Below are 20,397 nucleotides of genomic sequence, written 5' to 3'. Positions count from 1 at the left end.
ATGGCAGCCCGTCGCGGTATCGCCGAAGAGATCCCGCCATGTTGATTGCCGTTCCCGATGTCCTGACCGCTGACGAACTGACCGAAATCCGGCAGATCATCGACGGTGCAGAATGGATCGACGGGAATGTCACGTCGGGTCATCAAGCCGCGCTGGCCAAGAACAACGAACAATTGCCCGAAGACGGCGATTCCGCAAAGCGTGCGGGTCGGCTGATCCTCGACGCGCTCGGTCGGTCGCCGCTGTTTTTCGCGTCGGCGCTGCCGCTCAAAATCTTTCCGCCGCTGTTCAATCGCTATGGCGAGGGACAGGAATTCGACACCCATGTCGACAATGCCGTCCGCCTGAAGCGCGGCAGCGAATTTCGTATGCGCAGCGACCTGTCGATCACCGTTTTCCTCGAAGCGCCGGAAAATTATGACGGCGGCGAACTGCTGGTCGAGGACCAATATGGGGTCCAGCGTGTCAAACTGCCCGCGGGCCACGCCGTCGTCTATCCCTCCTCCAGCCTGCACCGCGTCACCCCCATCACGCGCGGGCGGCGCGTGGCGTCCTTTTTCTGGATCCAGTCGATGGTGCGCGATACCGAGGCGCGGCGCCTGCTGTTCGACCTCGACCGCGCGGTGCAGCGGCTGACCGGCGATCTGGGCGGCAAAGACCGGTCGGTGATCGAGCTCACCGGCGTCTATCACAATCTGTTGCGTCGCTGGGCGGACAGCTAATTCAGCATCGCGCGCCATTCGCGGGACAGATATTCGCGGTCGCCCGCGACCACACAGGCCGCTAGCCCCTGCGCGTCGGCCGCCGCGATCGCCGCCGCTGGCCCAAGCACGGTGAGCGCCGTCGCCCAGCCGTCGGCCATCATGCAGCTGCGGTGCAGTACCGTCACGGATGACACAGCGTTGACGATCGGCCGTCCGGTGCGCGGGTCGAAACTGTGGGAATAATGCTGACCGTCGATGGTGAAGCTGCGGCGATAATTGCCCGATGTCGCCGCCGACAGGTCGTGGAGCGCGATCCGGTAAGGCGCGACCGCGGACGTCGGCGGCAATTCGACATCGACCCACCAAGGCTGGCCATCGGGACGGATCCCCTCCCCGCGCAGCTCGCCACCGACCTCAAGCAGAAAGTGGCGCACGCCCTGCGCAAGCAGCCATTCGGCAGCGAGATCGACGCCATAGCCCTTGGCGATCCCCGACAGGTCGAGCAATGCGCCTGCGCTGCGCCGGATACGACGGCTGTTTGGATCGACATCGATGCGGCGCTCGCTGTAATCAGCAGCGCCCGGCACGCGATCGACCGGGCCGCTTGCGCCAAAGCCCCACCGCTCGGTCAATGCGCCCAAGCATGGGTCAAACGCGCCGTCGCTCGCGCGCTGGATCGTCAGCGCGGCATCGACGACATGGGCAAATTCAGCGGGCAGGTCGAACCATTCGCCGATCGGGGAGCGATTGAACCGCGACAGGTCGGAACCGGCCTCCCACTGGCTCATCTGCGCGACAACAAGGTCCAGCGCCGCCTGCACCCCCTCTGCGGCCAATGAGGCCGCGCCTGCCGCTTGCAGCGACCAGCTCGTCCCCATCGTTTCGCCGCCAAAGCTCGTAATCGCTGCCTCCCGGTCGCGCGCCGCAAAGGCCGCGGGCGTCAGCGCGCGGGGGATCAGGACGCGATCGCTCAGGGCGCCAGCACCTCAAGCGTGGTGACATAGCTGGCCCGGCGGGCCAGCGGCGGTGGCGTACCGCCCTCGCCTTCCTCCCGCTCGACCTGCGGGGTCGTGACGTTCAGCCAATACATGCCGGGCTCGGGCCACATCACTTCGACCTTGCCCTCGGCGTCGGTCTTCATATCCATTTGCCCCAGCTGATCGCGATAGCGGATGCCGCCCGGGATGACCGTGACCGGCAATCCTGCCGCGGGCATTCCGTCGAGCAGGAATTGGAAGGTCGCAGCTTCGCCAGAAAACAGATCGTTGGGATGAGTCACCGGGACCAGCTCAATACCCTTGCCGGTCGGCGTGAACAAGGTCGTCGTCGGCTCGCCTACGGTCACGAAAATCTCGTTGCGATTGTTTGCCTCGGCGGTTTTCACATTGGTCGCGCCCGCGGGCAAACGCTCGGCCAGATTGACGGTGGTCGTCCCGCGCGGCAGCCGTTCGGTCTTGCCGTTCAGCTCATAGCTGCCGATCAGCATGTCGGCGACCGACGCGATCCGCCACGTCCCCTTCTGCTTCAGATGGACGTCGAACGTGCTCCGATAACGCCCCGTCGATTTGTTCTCGATCGGCGCCTCGGTGCCGTCGGGCGCCCACGCCTTCATGGCGTCGAGCCGCATCGGCTGATGTTCGAAATAAAACAGATCGTTCGATACCGCGGCATCGACCGTTACCCACACATCGTCGCCCGAGACGACCGTCGACGACGGCATCATCCACTGACGATGTGCACTGGCCGGAACCGCTGCCAGAGCCGCGAGCGCGGCGCCCGCCGCAAAACCCCAAAACCGCTTGTTCATCATTATGCCCTCTCTTTTTATCGGAAAGAGACCGCGACGGCCCCCAGTTCAGTCTTGCCCGCGGCGCGCCCGCCCGCCCCGGTCTTTGCGGGCCAGCTGAACGGAATGCGCAGCAATTCACGGCCACCAACCTCGCGCGCCGCCTCGATCACCAGCGTGTATTGCCCCGGCGCCGCCGCACCCAGCTGCGCGCGCGAGAAGGACATTTTGTGGGCGCCTGGCGCGCGGGTGGCGCCGGTGATGCCATTGACGGGGAAGGCCAGCGAGCGTCCCGACACGCGCCACCACTGGCGCACGTCGCGCAGCCACTTCGTCCCCTCATTCGCCTTCATGTCATGATCGTACCAGACCGCGACCGTCTTCGCCTTGGCACCTGCCTTTTCGACCCAGATCGCGACATAGGGCTTGTGATATTCGGCGACCTTCAGCCGCGGGATAGTGATCGTTACGTCCATCGTACCGGGATCGGCGGCCAGCGCAGGAGCCGCGAACGCGGCCCCCAGACCGACGGTCGAACCGACCACGAGCGCGCGGGTGGAAAGCTGCATCACGAAACTCCCTAATGAATGAAGATGACGGCAATCGCGGCGGGGATCGCCAGCCCCAGCCCAACGAGTGGCCAGGTGCTTTTGCGCTTCGCCGAATGAAGCTGGAGCAGGAACAGCCCGGTGATCGCAAAGACCAGGCAGGCGAACGAGAAGACGTCGATGAACAGGCTCCACTCGCCGCCCGAATTGCGGCCCTTGTGAAGATCGTTGAGATAGGAAACCCAGCCGCGGCTGGTGACTTCGCTGGTCACCGCGCCCGTCGTCAGGTCGATCGCCACCCAGGCATCGCCGCCCGGGCGCGGCGCGGGCAGATAGACTTCGTCGGCCGACCACTCGGCCTCGTTAGAAGCCTTGACGGGGAAAGTTTGCTCGACCCAATCGGCGACCGGCTTTGGCAAAGGCGCCTTGGCGTCGGCGGGGACCGCCGCGCTCAGCTGGGCAAGCAGCGCCGGAGGCAGTGCGGCCGATTTCTCGGTGACGACCGGCGATCCCTCGATGTCGGCGGCATGGTTCAGCGTGAAACCGGTGATCGCAAACAACAGCAGCCCGATCAGGCAAACAGCCGAACTCATCCAGTGCCACATATGCAGCTGCTTCAGCCAAAAGGCTTTCCGGCTCTTTTTGATCGCCGGGCGCGGGGCGTTGGGTGCGTGCATGGAGAAAATTCTAAACAGGAATGATGCGGCGCCATTATCGCGAACGATTCTCAATTACAATAATTATCTCACCCACCCCATGTCGCGCCCTCAACGGAAGACGCCGCAGGACAGTGCGCCCCGCAGGGCACGATAATAATTATTGGGGGTAGGTGGCGGAGACGGAGGGATTCGAACCCTCGGTGCCGCATTCACAGCACGACGGTTTAGCAAACCGTTGGTTTCAGCCACTCACCCACGTCTCCGCATGGTCTGTCGCGCTAACGACAGTTGGCCTAGGCGGGTCGCTATAGCCATGCACTTCGCGCCCCGCAACGCCTAAGATTGCGACAGATTTGGCGATGACCCGGCATTTTGTCGCGCAATCGATTCGGTCTGGCGCAAAATCGACTCGGGTCATCGCCGGTTCATTGCCCGCCGCGCAAACCGAGTCATGATTAACGCCGGTTTCGGTGCGCACGCGCCGATCGAATTTTGGGGGTCAGACATGCGAAAAACATTCACCAGCTTTGCCTTGGCGGCCATGGCCTCGCTCGGCCTTGCGCTTTCGCCGGTTCCCGCTGCGGCGCAGATGCGCGAGATCGATCCCAATACGACGATCGATTCCGATCTCGACAATCCCGCCCCGCCCCCGCCGGTGTCGAGCGATTCTACCGACGAAGTGATCAATTACGACAGCGACCTCGCCACCGATGACCAGCAGACCAGCTCGGCGCCCGCCGATGGCACCGCGACCCCCAGCGACATGACGACAACCACGGTCATCACCGAAGATACCGCCACCTACAAACAGGACGATCTGATCGGCGCCGCCGAGGGTGTGTTCGGCAAAGGCGCCCAGGGGCTGGCAGGTCTGATCGAGGACATCCTCAAGAAACAGGGCGAACCCAACGCCTATATCGTTGGCCGCGAAGCCGGGGGCGCGCTGGTGCTCGGCGTGCGCTATGGATCGGGCACGTTGCACCACAAGATCGAGGGCGAGTTGCCCGCATATTGGACCGGCCCGTCGATCGGTTTTGACGCGGGCGCCAATGCGGGTAACACCTTTGTTCTCGTCTATAACCTGTTCGACAGCGAAGAACTCTATAAGCGCTTCCCCGCGGGCGAAGGCGCCGCCTATCTGCTGGGCGGCTTCAACGCCAGCTACCTGCGCCGCGGCGACGTCGTCCTGATCCCGATCCGCGTTGGCGTCGGGGCGCGACTGGGCGCCAACGTCGGCTATATGAAGTTCCGCAAGAAGCAGAATTGGGTACCGTTCTGACGACGCGTGACGATGTGATCGCAGAAAGGCCCGTGCTTCGGCGCGGGCCTTTTTTGTTTGCGCGGCGCGAAAGAGCTGTCGTCCGCTAACGACCGAGGGCGGACATCCAACGTCAGCGAGGTCACGCCTATTAGCGGACGGTTGTCGGCACCCAATCAGGCGGCAATTGGTGCCAAGGTTGGTCCGCAGAGCGCGCTGCCATCTCCTCTTTGACGCGACGTTCACGCCATATCGGCCCGCCTACGTGCCATTCGGCTTTCTCCGCTCCAAAATCAGCGGTTAGTCGCGCAGGAATATGTTCCTCAGCATCCCAAACCGCCATCAGTTCCATGTTTTGGATCGCTGGGTCCTCCACTCTCGTATCGTGGTCCAACCTGTCGCCGAGCCAGACGGAGACATCCAGTGTTCCCGTAGGCCACTGGACCGAAGGGCGTGGTGCGACAAGTTCACTTGCGACGGGAAACCGTCCTAGCTTCATCCATCTCCCGCCTCTCAAGGCGCGCGTGATGGATGGATAGTCTACGGTAATCACAGACATGACAGGGGCAGCGAGAGCGTCAGTTGCCTCCGCTAGCTGGCGGTCGCGCCGTCGTAAGAAACCGACGCACCTTTCCGGCGTGACTTGACCGTAGTAAATCCAGCCATCGTTACCCGTGATCGCATAGAGCGTTCCGGCGGTCAGGTCAGCGCGCGCGGTTGGCTTTTCTTCGAACATTCCTTCTTATCGCGGGCGGAAAAAGTTCGGTCAATGTCCGCTATGGCGCCATGGAAACTAAACACGGCCATGCCGCTTCCCACCCCAAAGCAGACATTGCCTCCAAAGAGGTCTTTCCTACATTATTTGACTGTGCCAGCCTTTACTCGGCTCTTGGAGCTGGCGATCAAGTCGTCGCTCGCAGGCGTCAAAGGCTCTGCGCCTCGGGGCGCGTCCATCGGCGCCTCCAGCAGAGCAGCGGGTCCACATCGCGGCGCGCACAAGGCTGAACTTTCCTGAACTTTGGATCAGGTGACGAATGTCCGCTCCCCAAACCACAGCGGGCTAGTCGCCGTCAAACGCGATCAGCGTCTGGCAATGCAGCCCAGCCGCCGCCAACCGCTGCGAACCGCCCAGATCGGGCAGGTCGATGACGAACAGCGCCGCGGCCACCTCAGCCCCGACGCTGCGCATCAATTCTGCGGCCGCGAGGATCGTCCCGCCGGTCGCGAGCAAGTCGTCGACCAGCACGACGCGGTGGCCCGGTAGCACCGCGCCTTCGTGCAGTTCCAGCCGATCGACGCCATATTCGAGTTGATAATCGATCCCGATCGTCACGCCGGGCAGCTTGCCCGCCTTGCGCACTGGGACGAGGCCCAGCCCCATCGCGGTCGCCATCGCGGCGCCAAACAGAAAGCCGCGCGCCTCGACCGCGACAATCAGGTCGGGTCGATGCACCGCGGCCAATGCACTCAACCGGCGCACGCTTTCGGCAAAACCGGCGGCGTCACCGATCAGCGTGGTGATGTCGCGAAACTGGATGCCCGGCTTGGGAAAATCGGGGATTGTGCGGACCAGCGACGCGAGGTCGAGGTCGGGCTGGGGCGGCAGGGCGATCATGCGGTCATGATCACCCTGCCCCTTGTCCTCAATGCTTCTTGTCGGCCCAGATGTTGCGGTAGGACAGATAGGCCAGAACCGTGAAAATCAGCAGGAAGAAGAACACGGCCCAACCCACCTGAACGCGCTTCACCAGCTTCGGCTCGGCGGTCCAGACGAGGAACGCGGTCACGTCCTTCGCCATCTGGTCGACGCTCGCCTTGGTACCGTCGGCGTAGGTCACCTGACCGTCGTTCAGCGGCTTGGCCATCGCGAGGTTCAGGTTCGGAAAATAGGGGTTGTAGTGCAGTCCCGTCCCCGGCTTCAGTTCGGCGGGCAGGTTCGCCGGCGGGTTCTGATAACCGGTCAGCAGCGAATAGATATAATCCTTGCCGCCTTCGCGCGCCTTGGTGATCAGCGACAGATCGGGCGGGATCGCATTGTTGTTCGCCGCGCGCGCCGCCACCTCATTGGCGTAGGGCGCCGGGAAATGATCCGAAGCCAGACCGTCCCGCGTCGCGACTTCACCCGTATCGGGATTGATCGACGGTACCTGGAAGCCCTTGGCAAAGGTTTTCACTTGGCCTTCGGTGTAGCCTAGATCCTGAATGTTACGGAACGCGACGAGGTTCAGGCTGTGGCAGGCCGAGCAGACCTCCTTGTACACCTGCATGCCGCGCTGCAACTGCGCCTTGTCCCAGTGCGGCACCAGGCCGTCGCTTGCCAGCTTCAGGTGGCGGGGCTCCTTGACAAAGGAATAAGCGACATTCGGCTCGTTCTTGAGCGGGGTCGTAAAGATCGCGAGCACCAGCGCGGTAATGAAACCGAGGCCGACGAGAAATCCGAGCGGGCGAACCATGGCTGTATCAGCTCCTGTTAAAGTCTGGCGCTCAGGCCGCTGCCGGAACCGACGCGGCGTCGGGGGCATGTTTGGCAAGGACCGCTTCGGTAATCGAATTCGGCATCGGCAACGGACGTTCGATCCGCGAGACGATGGGCAGAATGACCAGGAAGTGGGCGAAGTAATAGATCGAACCCAGCTGACTGAGGATCACCCACGGCTGTTCGGCGGGCATCATGCCGCAGACGCCGAGGAGAAGCACGTCGGCGACGAGCACCCAGAAGAACCAGCGGTACAGCGGGCGATAGGTCGTCGACTTCACCGGCGAGCTGTCCAGCCAGGGCAGGAAGAACAGCAGCGCGATCGAAGCGAACATCGCAATGACGCCCCACAGCTTCGCGTCGATCCACAGGAAGTTGAAGGTGAAGGCCTTCAAGATCGCGTAGAACGGCAGAAAATACCATTCGGGAACGATATGCGCCGGCGTCGACAGCGAGTTGGCCGGGATATAGTTATCGGCATGACCCAGCATGTTCGGGCTGAAGAACGTCAGCGCGACAAACACCAGCAGGAAGACGCCGAGCCCGAAGCCGTCCTTCGCGGTGTAATAAGGATGAAACGGGACAGTGTCCTGTTCGTCCTTCACCTCGATGCCCGTCGGGTTGTTCGACCCCGGAATATGTAGCGCCCAGATGTGCAGGATGATGACACCCAGGATCACGAACGGCAGCAGATAGTGCAGCGAGAAGAAGCGGTTGAGCGTGGCGTTGTCAGGGACGAAGCCGCCGAGCAGCCACTGGCGCACCGGCTCGCCGACAATCGGGATCGCCGAGAAGAAGCCGGTGATAACCTGCGCGCCCCAGAAGCTCATCTGGCCCCACGGCAGCACATAACCCATGAACGCGGTCGCCATCATCAGCAGGAAGATCACGACCCCGAGCAGCCACACCATTTCGCGCGGCGCCTTGTACGAACCGTAATACAGCCCGCGGAAGATGTGCAGATATACGACGATGAAGAACATGCTCGCGCCGTTCATATGCGCATAGCGGATGAACCAGCCGGCGTTCACGTCGCGCATGATATGCTCGACCGAATTGAACGCGACCCCAACGTTGGCGGCATAATGCATCGCCAAAATGATGCCGGTGATGATCTGGATCATCAGCGCGGCGCCCGCGAGGACGCCGAAGTTCCAGAAATAGTTGAGGTTGCGCGGGACGGGATAGCCAGGACCGGTGGCGTTATACACCAAGCGCGGGATCGGTAGTTTCTCGTCCATCCACTTCATCAGCGGATGCTGCGGCTCATAAGGCTTGGCCCAGGGAAAGCTCATCTTATCTCGCTCCTCAGCCGATCATCACGACGGTGTCGCTAGTGAATTCATAGGGCGGCACAACCAGGTTGGTGGGCGCCGGGCCTTTGCGGATACGTGCCGCGGTGTCGTAGTGCGACCCGTGGCACGGGCAGAAATAGCCGCCGAAATCGCCCTTGTTCTCGCCTTCGGCGGCGCCGAGCGGCACGCAGCCCAGATGGGTGCAGACGCCCAGGGTGATCAACCAGTTTTCCTTGCCGGGCTTCGTGCGCTCGTCGATCGTCTGCGGATCGCGCAGGTCGCTGAGCGGCACGGCCTTGGCCTCGGCGATTTCCTTCGCGACCAGATTGCGGACGAACACAGGCTGCTTGCGCCAGCTGGTCTTGATCGCCTGTCCGGGCTGGATCGCCGAAATGTCGATTTCGGTTGTCGACAACGCCAGCACGTCGGCCGACGGATTCATCTGGTTGACCAGCGGCAGAACCACCGCCACCGCGCCAACCCCGGCAAAACTCACCGCCGCTATATTGATAAAGTCGCGGCGCCGCACGCCGTCTTCGATGCCGGCATTGAGTTCGGATTCACTGGCCATTCGACTGCCCTTGCATGGGTGAACTGACAACGTTCTCGGAAAATTCGGGTCGCCCTGTGGCGCGCGCACGAAAGGACGCGCCCCGGCGGCCCCTCCGGGAATTGCGGGCCTGATAGCCGCACATCCGGGGCTTGCCAACAGGCAATTTCCCCTTCCGGCACCCTGTCGTTGCACAGCACCAAAGCCCCTCGATTCACACCCCGCCCCTCGCTATGGCAATATGATGGAAATCGCCCTGTTTCAGCCGGATATCGCCGGCAATGTCGGCACGACACTGCGCACCGCCGTCTGTTTCGGGGTACCAGCGCATATTATCGAGCCCTGCGGTTTTCCCTTCTCCGACGGCGCGCTCAAACGCGCCGGGATGGACTATGCCGTGCGTGCCAATGTCCGCCGCCACGCCGACTGGAACAGCTTTCGCGACTGGAGCGAAGAGGCTGGTCACAGACTCGTGCTGCTCACCACCGCGGGCGCAACACCCCTGCCCACCTTCGCCTTTGCGCCCGGCGACGTCCTGTTGCTTGGCGCCGAATCCTCCGGGGTGCCGCCTTACGTCCATGATGCCGTAGCGGCCCGCGTCGCGATTCCGATGCAGGCGGGCTTTCGCTCCTTGAATGTCGCGGTCGCGGCTGGCATCGCGCTGGCCGAGGCGCTCAGGCAAACGAAAGGCTTTCCGGCATGATCTCGCTCGACCCGCAACAGCAGACCGCGCGCAACTGGTTCGAATCGCTCCGCGACCGAATCTGTGCCGAATTCGAGAGCATCGAGGCGGAAGCCGGCAGCGAAGCGCGCTTTACCTACACGCCGTGGGACCGCGAGGCCGACGGGCTGGCGATCGGCGAAGGCGGCGGCGGGGTACGCGGCGTGATGACGGGAAAAGTGTTCGAAAAGGTCGGGGTCAATGTCTCGACCGTCGGCGGCCAGTTCGCCCCCGATTTTGCCGCGTCGATCCACGGTGCAGGCGAAGACCCCAGCTTTTTCGCCACCGGCATCAGCCTGGTCGCTCATATGGCGAACCCGCACGTCCCCGCGGTGCATATGAACACGCGCTTTTTGGTCACGACCAAACGCTGGTTCGGCGGCGGCGCCGACCTCAACCCGCCGATTCCGTATCAGGAAGACACTGACGCATTCCACGCACGGCTGCGCGCAGCCTGCACGCCCTTTGGCCCTGATGTCTATGAACGCTATGCCAAATGGGCCGAGGATTATTTCTATATCCCGCACCGCGGCGTCCACCGCGGCGTCGGCGGTATCTTTTATGACCATCTCGAATGCGGCGACGATGCCGAATTCGACCGCAATTTCCAGCTGACGCAAGCGGTGGGCGAGGCCTTTCTGGACGTTTTCCCGCAAATCGTGCGGCGCCGGATGAACAAGGGCTTCACCGATGCCGACCGCGAGGAACAGCTGATCTGGCGCGGTCGTTACGCCGAATTTAATCTGGTCTATGACCGCGGCACATTGTTCGGCCTGAAAACCGGCGGCAATATCGATGCGATCCTGATGAGCCTGCCGCCGCTCGCCAAATGGAGCTGAGATAGCAAAAGGGCGCCCCGTTTCCGGAGCGCCCGCTCTTTTGCTGCAATTCGCGCGATCAGGCGAATACATCCCCCGACGCGCGCGGCGCAATCGCGCGGTAGATGCCGATCGGCATAGAGAATGAAAACATCATGATCGGCAGATAAACGACCGCAGCCATCAGGATGATCGTGAGGACTGCACCGACGGCTGAACCACCAAGGATCGCGCCGAGTATTCCACCAAAGATCAGGCTGGCAACGAAGATATAGGCGATCATCGCCAGCGTGAAGATCAAGTAGAACCCGACAATCTTCCACTGCGATGCCCCGGTAATCCGCCACGATTCGGCAAAGCCAGTGACCGGATTGCGCGTCAGCCGATCGGCCATCACCGGACCCGCCACTGAAAAGCGCCCCTGCACCCACAGCATAAAGGCAAGAAGCACGATATAAAGGACAACGATCAGAAAGATCGCGCCGCCGCCGACCGCGCCCGATGCCAGCGCTTCAGGCGACATTGATCCCATTCCCCCCAGCGCCGCGCCAAAAACGAGGCCAAGGATCAGCATTATCACGACGATCACGATGTAGGAGGCAATCATCACGACAAATGTACCAAAAGCGAAAGCTGGACCCGCCTGAAACGCCCAAGCGAAATTTGGCGTCTCACCGGGGTGCATCCCCCCGCGCCAGATCAACATGCAAACGCCATAAAGGATGACCGAAGCGATTAAAGCGAACAGGAAAATCTTACCCAGCGCCCCAAACGCTGCGGAGGGATCGCCCGGCGACATCGCCATTGCGGTGAAGGTGGAACCGAGGAACAAATAACCGAGCAGCCCGACCACGACCAATGCGCCGCCAACCCACAACAGCATCTGTATCCAATTGGCCTTCAGAAACGCAAAGGTCTCTGAAAAAGCGGCCCCTATGCTCATCTTGCTCATGTCATTTCCCCCTGTTGTTAAACCCCAGTCCCCAAAATGATTCTGTCAGAGCGATGTCGTCACTGAAAGACATCGGAAGAGGCCCGAGTGACCAGCTGGCGATACGCCGCCGCCGATATGGCAACCGATATCAGGCTGCTCAGCGCGCTAAATCCCGCCTCGAACACGCCGCCGATCATCTGACCAATTCCGCCGTCGGTCCCCGCGATCAATCCGATCACCAAGCCGACGATCATCGCCGCGATAAAGATCACAATCGTCACCAGAAACAGGAAGAAGAAAATCGCCCAGCCATTGTTCTTCGTCAGCTCCCAGCTGGTTTTCAGCGCTTCGAACGGATTATACAGGCTGCGATCGGCGACGCTCGGTGCCGCCAGCGCCAACCGTCCTACCAGATAAAGGCCGGGAATGATCAGCAGGATCACCCCCAGACCAATTGCCAGGCCCGACAACAGCTGCACCGCGAACAGGGTCGGAAAGAAGGTCACGGCAAAGGTCAATGCTTCGCCGACGCTGATTCCGCTTCGTGCCAGCCACAACCGCAGGATCGCCGCCGACCCGACAATGGTGGTCAGCGCCACGATGATCTGCCCCGGAATCATTTGCCGAAACGTCTGCTGAAGCGCCGCCATCGACTGTTCTACGCTTGCGCCCGCGGGCGGCTCGATCGGCACCGGGCCGAACCAGGCCACCGCCAGCGCGGGCAGGAAAAAGAATACCCCGGCAATCGCGCCGATCAATGCCGTGTGCGATTTCAGCAATTGGACGCTGTCGTCCCACGCCGCGCCCATGTCGAATTTTACCATTGATACCCCGTCATTTTCTGATGTCCCGATTGCGCGCGAAGGTGCCGCTGTTCGGTGCATCTGTCCACCCCTCTCGGCGATCCGTGCGCAGAGCCTTGCGCCGCGCGTCGCGGCAAGGCAGGAAGCCCGCGCAATGCACGGCCTGCCCACCCCCGAATGGATGAAATCGCCCGGCCTGACCGACTATGCCGCGGCGCTGGCGGATATGGAGGCGCGTGCCGTCTCCATCCACACGGGCGAGGAAGGCGAGCGCATCTGGCTGCTCGAACATCCGCCGCTCTACACCGCCGGAACGAGCGCCGATCCCGCCGAGCTGCTCGATCCGCGCTTTCCCGTTTTTGATGCGGGTCGCGGCGGGCGCTACACCTATCACGGTCCCGGCCAGCGCGTCGGCTATGTCCAGCTCGACCTGACAAAGCGCGGGCGCGATGTTCGCGCCTATGTATCGGCGCTCGAAGGTTGGGTGATCGACGCTTTGGCGCTGCTGGGCGTAAAAGCGCGCCGCGCCGAGGGCCGCATCGGCATCTGGACCGACGATGAAAATGGCCGTGAGGCAAAGATCGGCGCGATCGGGGTGCGGGTGAAGCGGTGGGTCACGCTGCACGGCTTTTCGCTCAATGTCGCGCCCGACCTTACCCATTTTAGCGGCATTGTGCCGTGCGGCATCGCCGAATTTCCGGTTATCAGCCTCGCCGCGCTGGGCAAGCCTGCGTCCTTCACTGATGTTGATGCCGCGCTGGCCGACACGTTGCCCGCCTTTCTCGACAAGCTCCGACCGACCGATTAGGACCAGCGCATGACCCGTATCTTCCTCGCATCGCTTCCGCTTCTTGCCCTTGCTGCCTGCGGCAGCGGCGACCAAGCGGGCAAAACGACTACTAAGCTCGACGCCGTCGAAGTGCAGCCGGGTTCGGTCAGCGATTCGATGATCATTCTCGACGACGCCAGCGTCGATGGCACCGCGGTCGACAACAGCGTCCCCGATGACGGCACCAAAAAGGAAGCGGCTAAGTCGGACGCTGACAGTTCGGAAGACGAAACCGCCGGCGCCGAAGAGGATGAAAACCCCGACGCCGTCCCCGCCCCTGCCGCGAAAAAGGCAATCACCGCCGATGCCGCGGCGAAGAAGGGCGACTGACGCCTAGCGCAATCCCAAGCTTTTGTGCGTCTGGAGCGACAGTCGCCAGCGCGGGTCGGACATCACCAGATCGATGCACTGCTGCACGTTCGCCGCCGCGTTCAGATCGTCGAGCGGCTGGATCAGCCGGTGGATGAAATCGAGCGCCGCGAGGTTTTCGACATCGCTGCCCGGCTGCGGCCAAACCAGCTTAAGCTCGTCACCGCTGATCTGTACCAACTCGCTACCCGCCTTGGGGCTGACGCAAATCCAGTCGATACTGCGCGGAACCACGAATGTTCCATTCGTTTCGATCGCAATCGTGAAGCCCTGTTCGTGCATCGCGTCGATCAACGCCGCATCGACCTGCAACATCGGCTCGCCGCCGGTTAACACGACATAGCGGTCGTCGCCGCTCGGCCCCCAGCATTCGGCGATCACCGCCGCAAGCGCCGCGGCATCCGCATATTTGCCGCCCAGCGTCCCGTCGGTGCCGACAAAATCGGTGTCGCAAAATTTGCAGATCGCCTTGGCGCGATCCTGTTCGCGCCCGGTCCACAGATTGCAGCCCGAAAAACGGCAGAAAACCGCGCGGCGTCCCGCCTGCGCGCCTTCGCCTTGCAAGGTCAGGAAAATCTCTTTGACCGCGTAAGTCACCGGTCAGGCCCGACCGCGTAGCGTGTCGGGTCGGTCAGTCCCGCGTCGGCAAATCCTTTGCTGCGCAGGCGGCAGCTATCGCAATATCCGCAATGCAGCCCATCGGGTGTCGGATCGTAGCACGACCAGCTCATTCCCGCGTCCATCCCCAGCCGCGCCGCCTCGGCAGCGATGTTCGCCTTGGTCATATGCTGGAGCGGGGCGTGGATGCGGAAATCGACCCCCTGATCGCCATCGCGCGTTGCGAGCCGCGCCAGATCCTCAAACCCGGCGATGAAATCGGGCCGGCAATCGGGGTAGCCCGAATAATCGAGTGCGTTGACGCCGATGACAATGTCCTGCGCCCGCCGCGCCTCGGCCAGCCCCAGCGTCAGCGACAGGAAAATCAGATTGCGCGCCGGGACATAGGTTACCGGCACCTCGCTGCCGACCCCGTCCTTTGGCACATCGATGTCGGCCGTCAGCGCCGAGCCGCCAAAGCGACGCAGATCAAGCGGCAGCACAATATGTTCGGCAGCGCCGACAGTGGCCGCGATCCGCGCCGCGGACTCCAGCTCGACACGGTGGCGCTGGTTATAGTCGATCGTCAGCGCGATGATACGCGCGCCAGCCTCGCGCGCGAGCCCCGCGCACACCATCGAATCGAGCCCGCCCGACAACAGGACGATCAGGGTTTTTCCGGCAACATCGTGCATCGGCGCCCGATACGCCCACGTCGATAGCGGCGCAAGGGGCGGCTTGCTGCGCCGCACCAAAAGAAATGGGCCGCGCGACTTTCGTCACACGACCCAGTGCGGCATGAAAGCCGTTAGGGAGAAGGACACACATCAGCGTGTCACCACTCCCGATTAGCGCAAGATGGTTAACATCTGGTTAGCGTCGTAGTGAGCGTCAGCACGGCCCCGCGCGGCGCGCTTCGATCGCCTGCGAGAAGGGCTTGCCGTCGGCAATGCCCTGCGTGTCGATCTGGACCAGCCGGTTTGTCTCGCTGCGAATGCTGGTGCGGCCATGCCCGGCACCGGGACAGGTGTAGTGCACCGTTACCGATTTGGGCGTGTCCTCGATGATATAGCGCGAGCAATTGGCCCGCGGATGCTGGATCTGGATCATCCGCCGCGCGTCGCCGACGCACACCGTTTGCAACACTGCATCACTGCCGCGTTCGCGCAGCTGCCAGCTGCCCTTTTCCAGCCCGTCGAGCATCGCCAGCGACGGCGCCTGGGCGGGTACCGCAGTGGCGCCCGCGAGCGCGGACGCGCCAAGCAAACATCGAAGAAAGGAAGCAGCGATCGCCATTTTTACCTATCCATCGGGCGCCCATGTGCGGGCTATTGCGCGACCCCGTTTGAATAGAGATAAGCATTCGGCGCGACGATTTCAACCACTCGGCGCTGACCTAGACCGTTTCATCGTCAATTCGGTGCAGCAATCTCGCCCAGCGGGATCGGAAAAATCCGCGAACAAAAGGCACAATCGACCACGATCTGCCCGCGTTCGTCGGCCATATCGACCCGCTCGGTTTCTGGAAATTGCGCCAGCACGCCGGCGAAATAGTCGGTGCTGCAACGACAACCGCGCGACACCATGACCCCCGGCTCGACGCGCACCTCATCCTCATGGAACAACCGCCAAGCCAAGGTTTCGAGCGAATGCGCCGGGTCGGTCAGCTCGTCGGGCTTCAGCGTCGCCGCAATCGTGCGTGCATGATCCCATTCGGGGGTGTCGTGGCGGACGTGCAGGCGGTCGCGCCCGACCTCGCCCTCGGGCAAATGCTGGAGGAGCAAGCCGCCCGCGACGCAGCCCGCCTCGGGATCATGCCGCGCGGCGAGCCGGATCAGACTGGAAATCTGTTCGGACTGCTCGAAATAATGTTCGGCCGCCTCGCCGATCGACGCGCCTTCGAGCGGCACGATGCCCTGATAGCGCTCAGCCGTCGTCGCCTGATCGAAAGTGATCGCGAGGAAGCCTTCGCCGAAAAGAGCGAACAATGACGGGTCGGGACCGACTGCCGCCAGCCGCTCGGCGTCGAATTTCAGATAGCCGCGCAGCTCGCCACCGCGATAATCGCAAACGAGCAGCTCGATCGGCCCGCCGCCGGTCTGCGCCTGCAACGTCATCTGGCCGTTCTCGTCCTTCAGCGTCGAGCCGAGCAGCACGGTCAGCACCAGCGCCTCGCCGAGCAGCTTTTCGGCCACCGGAGGATAATTATGCGCCGCGATGATCGTGTTCAGCGTCGGCCCCAGCCGCACCAGCCGCCCGCGCACATGACGCGCCGCGATGGTGAACAGCAGCGGCTGATCAAACCAGGTCTCGATAATCTCGTCGCTCACACCATCAAACTCACAGCTTGCCCATCGCCCACAGCAGGATCGATTTCTGGGCATGGACACGGTTCTCGGCCTCGTCCCACACCCGCGACTGCGGCCCGTCGATCACCGCATCGACCACCTCGTCGCCGCGGTGCGCGGGCAGGCAGTGGAGAAAGATCGCGTCGCCCTTGGCGCCCGCCATCAACCGTTCATCGACTTGGAACGGCGCCATCGCGGCGACCTTGTTGTGGGCATGATCCTGCCCCATCGACACCCAGGTGTCGGTGACGACCAGATCGGCGCCCGCGACCGCTTCGCGCGCGTCGGCCATGATGTCGATGCGAACGCCTTTGGCGCGCGCAGCCGCGACGAACGACGCATCGGGTTCATAGCCCTGCGGGCAACCCGCGCGGACGTGGAAACCGAACAGCCCCGCGGCCTCGATCAGCGACGACAGCACATTGTTGCCGTCGCCGAGCCACGCCAGCTCAAGCCCCGGCAGCGCCTTGCCCTGCTCGACGATCGTCAACAGGTCGGCGACGATCTGGCACGGGTGCGACAGGTCGGTCAGGCCGTTGATCACCGGGACGCTTGCAAATTCGGCGAGCTCCTCGATCTTGGCATGATCGTCGGTGCGGATCATGATCGCGTCGGCATAGCGCGACAGGACGCGCGCGGTGTCGGCGATCGTCTCGCCGCGGCCAAGCTGGGTCGTCCCGGCGTCGAGGATCATCGGCACCCCGCCGAGCTGGCGGATCGCGACGTCGAACGAACAACGTGTGCGTGTCGAGTTTTTCTCGAACACCATCGCCAGCACATGGTCGGCGAGCGGCGCATCGGCGTCGAGTTTCGCCTTTGGCCAACCCGCGCGCGCCGCCTTGCGGTCGATCGCGTCGGCGATCATCGCCGCAACAGCATCACCGCCCGCGTCGGCCAGGTTCAGGAAATTGGGCATCAGGCCCTCCGTTCTGCAGGAACGGAAAACATCAGGATTCGGGCGGCGTATAGCTCGCCGCGCCCGCTGACAATTTCTCGATGAACTCGTCGATATGACTCTGCTCGATGTTGAGCGGCGGCAGGACGCGGACGACATTGTCACCGGCCGCGACGGTCAGCAGCCCGTGATGGTCGCGCAGATGCGCGACAAAGGCGCGGCTGTCCGAGCGCAGCTTGAGCCCGAGCATCAGCCCCATGCCGCGCACGCTTTCGAACAGCTGATCATGGTTCGGGATCAACTGTTCCAGCGCGCCGCGCAAGCGTTCGCCGGTCGCCTTGACGCCGTCAAGGAAGCCTTCTTCCAGCACGACATCGAGAACCGCCTGCCCCGCCGCGCACGCCAGCGGGTTGCCGCCATAGGTCGATCCATGCGTGCCGATGACCATGCCGCGCGCTGCATTCTCGGTCGCGAGGCACGCGCCCATCGGAAAGCCGCCGCCGATGCCCTTGGCGCTCGCCATGATGTCGGGGGTGACGCCAAATTCCTGATAGGCGTACAGCGAACCGGTGCGCGCGACGCCGCACTGAACTTCGTCGAACACCAGCATCAGATCGCGTTCGTTACAGATGTCGCGCAGTCCCTGCAGGAACGGCTGCGATGCCGGACGAATGCCGCCCTCGCCCTGGATCGGTTCGATCAGAAAACCGGCGGTATTGTCATCGACTAGGTCGAGCGCGGCGTTGAGATCATCGAACGGCGAATAGGCGAAGCCGGGCAGCAGTGGGTCGAACCCCTTGCGCAGCTTTTCCTGATTGGTCGCCGAAATCGTCCCCAGCGTGCGGCCGTGGAACGCATTGTTGAAGGTGATGAGCGTATGCTTGTGCGCGTTGCCCGCACTCGAATGATAAGCACGCGCGGTCTTGATCGCACATTCGACTGCCTCGGCGCCCGAGTTGGTCAGGAACACCGTGTCGGCAAATGTATGCTCGACCAGCCGCGCCGCATAGGCCTCACCCTGCGGGCTGCCGTACAGGTTCGACACATGCATCAGCGTCGCCGCCTGCTCCTGAATCGCCTTGGTCAGATGCGGATGACCATGCCCCAGCAGATTCACCGCTATGCCGCTGGCGAAATCCAGATAGCGCTCGCCGCGCTCGCCGATCAGATAGGCACCCTCGCCGCGCACCGGACGCACACCGCACCGGGGATAAACGGGCATCAGCGGCGTGATCGACATGGCAGGCACCTTTCAGACAAAAGTAAAAAGGCGACCCCGCTGGGCCGCCCTTGGTCGGGCCGCCCCTATACTGCCCCAGCGCGAGGTGCGTCAACACGGCGCGCACGGTGCAACCATGCCACGGCGCTTGCGTTCGCGCTGAGTGAAACCGCTGCTTTGGCCCCTTCCGTTTGTTCTCCTCGCGCTCACCGGCTGTGGTACCTTGCCGCGCGACGCGTCCGGGACAACCGAGCGGATGACGCGGACCGGCGAAATGCGGATCGCGGTTTTGCCGGCGACGCCCGACGCCGCTCCAGCGCTCGCTATGCTCCGCACCTATGCACGAAGCCACGATGCTCGCCTCATGCGCATCTCGGGGCACGGCGAGCATGCCTTGCGTTGGCTGGAGGAGGGCAAGGTCGATGCCGTCGTCGGCCATTTCGCCAAGGCTTCGCCGTGGCAGGCCGAGGTCGCGCTGTCGAAAGCCGTCGGACGCCACGAACCCGATGACAGCAAACAACCGGTTCTCCGCATTGCTCGCCGCAACGGTGAAAACGCCCTGATCCTCGCCACTGATCGCGCGATCGCCGAGCTGGGCCAATGAGCCTCCACGGCGGCATTCCTGCAGCGATCGCCGACGATGTTCGCCATGGCGAACGGCTCGAATGGTGGACACTTGCCTGGATGATCAGTGTCGTCGCCGTTATGGCGCTGGTCATGGGCAGCAGCCAGGCGATGAAGACCGCGGTGATTGAGGATGTACTCAGCTTGGTCCCCGCAATCGTGTTCCTGTTGTCGATCCACTGGGAACGCAAGCAACCCAATCGGCGCTTCCCCTTCGGCTATCGCCGCGCCAACAGCCTTGCCTTTCTGGTCGCCGCCACCGCGTTGCTCTCGGTCGGCGGTTTCCTCGCCTATGAAAGCGTCACCACGCTGGTACGGCAGGAGCATCCGACCGTCGGCGGCATCACGCTCTTCGGCCACACGATCTGGCTCGGCTGGCTGATGATCGCCGCGCTCGCCTATTCGGTCGTGCCGCCGTTGATCCTCGGTCATATCAAGCATCCGATCGCGACGCGCATCCGCGACAAGGTGCTCCACACCGACGCGCTGATGCAAAAGGCCGACTGGCAAACCGGCTTGGCGGGCATCGCCGGAATCATCGGCATCGGTCTGGGCTGGTGGTGGGCCGACGCCGCCGCGGCGCTGTTCATTTCGCTGTCGATCATCAAGGACGCGATCGGCGCGCTGGAAAAAGCGGTTGCCGAACTGCTCGACGGCACGCCCCGCGCGCTCGATTCGAACAACCCGTCAGGGGATGCCGAACGACTGACCGCGGCCCTTAAAAAGCGGTTCGGCAACGTCGAGGTGCGGCTCCGCGAGACAGGCCGCTATATCGCCGCCGAAGTCGATTGTGCGTCGCCGAAGGTGATCCCGACCGCCGAAGATCTGCTCGGCAAGGAACTGGCTTGGCGGCTCGCGAGCCTGACATTCCGGCCCGCCGCCGCAGATTCGCCAGTAAGTTGATCCGTCATCCCGGCGAAGGCCGGGATCTCGCCCTAGAGTTATCTCGCACCGGTGAGATCCC

Annotated in this window: 24 protein-coding genes and 1 tRNA gene; 8 read left to right on the top strand and 17 right to left on the bottom strand. The window is 63.1% G+C overall.

The window, feature by feature from the left end; genetic code table 11:
* The first annotated feature begins 38 nt into the window (after positions 1 to 38).
* On the top strand, positions 39 to 722 hold the full coding sequence (locus B4F07_RS13845; protein ID WP_293697191.1) for a Fe2+-dependent dioxygenase: 684 nt from the start codon (positions 39 to 41) through the stop codon (positions 720 to 722).
* Here B4F07_RS13845 and B4F07_RS13840 read toward each other — a convergent pair.
* The 5 genes from B4F07_RS13840 to B4F07_RS13820 form a co-directional block, all read right to left on the bottom strand.
* Positions 719 to 1,582 carry an FAD:protein FMN transferase gene (locus B4F07_RS13840; protein WP_293697193.1) on the bottom strand — a complete coding sequence of 288 codons (864 nt, stop codon included), beginning with the start codon at positions 1,580 to 1,582 and terminating at the stop codon, positions 719 to 721. The genes B4F07_RS13845 and B4F07_RS13840 overlap by 4 nt on opposite strands.
* Positions 1,583 to 1,674: 92 nt before the next feature.
* Positions 1,675 to 2,514, bottom strand: a complete 840-nt coding sequence (locus B4F07_RS13835) for a DUF4198 domain-containing protein (RefSeq protein WP_293697195.1) — start codon at positions 2,512 to 2,514, stop codon at positions 1,675 to 1,677.
* 14 nt (positions 2,515 to 2,528) lie between these two features.
* On the bottom strand, positions 2,529 to 3,059 hold the full coding sequence (locus B4F07_RS13830; protein ID WP_293697197.1) for a DUF2271 domain-containing protein: 531 nt from the start codon (positions 3,057 to 3,059) through the stop codon (positions 2,529 to 2,531).
* Between the two features lie 11 nt (positions 3,060 to 3,070).
* Positions 3,071 to 3,715 (bottom strand): PepSY-associated TM helix domain-containing protein, encoded by a 645-nt coding sequence (locus tag B4F07_RS13825; RefSeq protein WP_293697199.1) that lies wholly within the window; start codon positions 3,713 to 3,715, stop codon positions 3,071 to 3,073.
* A gap of 153 nt (positions 3,716 to 3,868) precedes the next feature.
* Positions 3,869 to 3,960 (bottom strand) — tRNA-Ser (locus B4F07_RS13820).
* Between the two features lie 242 nt (positions 3,961 to 4,202).
* On the opposite strand from B4F07_RS13820, the gene B4F07_RS13815 reads away from it, so the two are divergent.
* Complete coding sequence (locus B4F07_RS13815) at positions 4,203 to 4,976, top strand: DUF1134 domain-containing protein (RefSeq protein ID WP_293697201.1); 774 nt, start codon at positions 4,203 to 4,205, stop codon at positions 4,974 to 4,976.
* Positions 4,977 to 6,015: 1,039 nt separating this feature from the next.
* On the opposite strand, the gene B4F07_RS13810 is transcribed toward B4F07_RS13815, so the two are convergent.
* From B4F07_RS13810 to petA, 4 genes are read right to left on the bottom strand one after another with little or no spacing between them, the layout of a single operon-like run.
* Entirely contained in the window at positions 6,016 to 6,570 is a 555-nt protein-coding gene (locus tag B4F07_RS13810) for an adenine phosphoribosyltransferase (protein ID WP_293697203.1), read from the bottom strand.
* A 28-nt stretch (positions 6,571 to 6,598) separates the two neighbouring features.
* Positions 6,599 to 7,408, bottom strand: coding sequence for a cytochrome c1 (locus tag B4F07_RS13805; protein WP_293697205.1), 810 nt, complete (start codon positions 7,406 to 7,408; stop codon positions 6,599 to 6,601).
* Between the two features lie 31 nt (positions 7,409 to 7,439).
* Entirely contained in the window at positions 7,440 to 8,726 is a 1,287-nt protein-coding gene (locus B4F07_RS13800; RefSeq protein WP_293697207.1) for a cytochrome b, read from the bottom strand.
* Positions 8,727 to 8,739: 13 nt separating this feature from the next.
* Positions 8,740 to 9,297 (bottom strand): ubiquinol-cytochrome c reductase iron-sulfur subunit, encoded by a 558-nt coding sequence (gene petA, locus B4F07_RS13795; RefSeq protein ID WP_293697209.1) that lies wholly within the window; start codon positions 9,295 to 9,297, stop codon positions 8,740 to 8,742.
* A 223-nt stretch (positions 9,298 to 9,520) separates the two neighbouring features.
* Here petA and B4F07_RS13790 point away from each other — a divergent pair, with 223 nt between their 5' ends.
* Both B4F07_RS13790 and hemF read left to right on the top strand, forming a co-directional pair.
* Positions 9,521 to 9,979 carry a tRNA (cytidine(34)-2'-O)-methyltransferase gene (locus B4F07_RS13790; protein WP_293697511.1) on the top strand — a complete coding sequence of 153 codons (459 nt, stop codon included), beginning with the start codon at positions 9,521 to 9,523 and terminating at the stop codon, positions 9,977 to 9,979.
* Positions 9,976 to 10,836: an oxygen-dependent coproporphyrinogen oxidase gene (gene hemF, locus B4F07_RS13785; protein WP_293697211.1), complete on the top strand. Its 861-nt coding sequence runs from the start codon at positions 9,976 to 9,978 to the stop codon at positions 10,834 to 10,836. The genes B4F07_RS13790 and hemF overlap by 4 nt, the downstream gene beginning before the upstream one ends.
* 58 nt (positions 10,837 to 10,894) lie before the next feature.
* Here the strand turns inward: hemF and B4F07_RS13780 are convergent, their stop codons facing one another.
* Positions 10,895 to 11,767, bottom strand: coding sequence for a hypothetical protein (locus B4F07_RS13780; RefSeq protein WP_293697213.1), 873 nt, complete (start codon positions 11,765 to 11,767; stop codon positions 10,895 to 10,897).
* 59 nt (positions 11,768 to 11,826) lie between these two features.
* Positions 11,827 to 12,573, bottom strand: coding sequence for a glycerophosphoryl diester phosphodiesterase membrane domain-containing protein (locus tag B4F07_RS13775; protein ID WP_293697214.1), 747 nt, complete (start codon positions 12,571 to 12,573; stop codon positions 11,827 to 11,829).
* 133 nt (positions 12,574 to 12,706) lie between these two features.
* Here B4F07_RS13775 and lipB point away from each other — a divergent pair, with 133 nt between their 5' ends.
* Together lipB and B4F07_RS13765 are read left to right on the top strand one after the other, a co-directional pair.
* Positions 12,707 to 13,360: a lipoyl(octanoyl) transferase LipB gene (gene lipB, locus B4F07_RS13770; protein WP_293697216.1), complete on the top strand. Its 654-nt coding sequence runs from the start codon at positions 12,707 to 12,709 to the stop codon at positions 13,358 to 13,360.
* Positions 13,361 to 13,369: 9 nt separating this feature from the next.
* Positions 13,370 to 13,711: a hypothetical protein gene (locus tag B4F07_RS13765; protein ID WP_293697218.1), complete on the top strand. Its 342-nt coding sequence runs from the start codon at positions 13,370 to 13,372 to the stop codon at positions 13,709 to 13,711.
* 3 nt (positions 13,712 to 13,714) lie between these two features.
* Here the strand turns inward: B4F07_RS13765 and queE are convergent, their stop codons facing one another.
* From queE to B4F07_RS13735, 6 genes are all read right to left on the bottom strand, one after another.
* A complete protein-coding gene (gene queE / locus B4F07_RS13760) occupies positions 13,715 to 14,347 on the bottom strand; it encodes a 7-carboxy-7-deazaguanine synthase (RefSeq protein ID WP_293697220.1) in 633 nt (210 codons plus the stop codon).
* On the bottom strand, positions 14,344 to 15,042 hold the full coding sequence (queC, locus tag B4F07_RS13755) for a 7-cyano-7-deazaguanine synthase QueC (protein ID WP_293697222.1): 699 nt from the start codon (positions 15,040 to 15,042) through the stop codon (positions 14,344 to 14,346). The genes queE and queC overlap by 4 nt, the downstream gene beginning before the upstream one ends.
* 196 nt (positions 15,043 to 15,238) lie before the next feature.
* Positions 15,239 to 15,643: a DUF3617 domain-containing protein gene (locus tag B4F07_RS13750; RefSeq protein WP_293697224.1), complete on the bottom strand. Its 405-nt coding sequence runs from the start codon at positions 15,641 to 15,643 to the stop codon at positions 15,239 to 15,241.
* A gap of 116 nt (positions 15,644 to 15,759) precedes the next feature.
* Positions 15,760 to 16,677 (bottom strand): Hsp33 family molecular chaperone HslO, encoded by a 918-nt coding sequence (locus B4F07_RS13745; RefSeq protein WP_293697226.1) that lies wholly within the window; start codon positions 16,675 to 16,677, stop codon positions 15,760 to 15,762.
* A gap of 10 nt (positions 16,678 to 16,687) precedes the next feature.
* Entirely contained in the window at positions 16,688 to 17,614 is a 927-nt protein-coding gene (argF, locus tag B4F07_RS13740; protein WP_293697513.1) for an ornithine carbamoyltransferase, read from the bottom strand.
* A gap of 28 nt (positions 17,615 to 17,642) precedes the next feature.
* The gene (locus B4F07_RS13735) at positions 17,643 to 18,830 is read right to left on the bottom strand and encodes an aspartate aminotransferase family protein (RefSeq protein WP_293697228.1); all 1,188 of its coding nucleotides are present in this window, start codon (positions 18,828 to 18,830) and stop codon (positions 17,643 to 17,645) included.
* Positions 18,831 to 18,972: 142 nt separating this feature from the next.
* Here B4F07_RS13735 and B4F07_RS13730 point away from each other — a divergent pair, with 142 nt between their 5' ends.
* Both B4F07_RS13730 and B4F07_RS13725 read left to right on the top strand, forming a co-directional pair.
* The gene (locus B4F07_RS13730) at positions 18,973 to 19,413 is read left to right on the top strand and encodes a hypothetical protein (protein ID WP_293697230.1); all 441 of its coding nucleotides are present in this window, start codon (positions 18,973 to 18,975) and stop codon (positions 19,411 to 19,413) included.
* Entirely contained in the window at positions 19,410 to 20,336 is a 927-nt protein-coding gene (locus B4F07_RS13725; RefSeq protein WP_293697232.1) for a cation diffusion facilitator family transporter, read from the top strand. The genes B4F07_RS13730 and B4F07_RS13725 overlap by 4 nt, the downstream gene beginning before the upstream one ends.
* The last annotated feature ends 61 nt before the right edge of the window (positions 20,337 to 20,397 follow it).

The organism is Sphingopyxis sp. UBA6723 (assembly GCF_002454115.1).
Classification (GTDB): domain Bacteria; phylum Pseudomonadota; class Alphaproteobacteria; order Sphingomonadales; family Sphingomonadaceae; genus Sphingopyxis.
The sequence above is the reverse complement of the archived record's forward strand: the minus strand, read 5'-3'. Positions and strand labels throughout refer to the sequence as shown.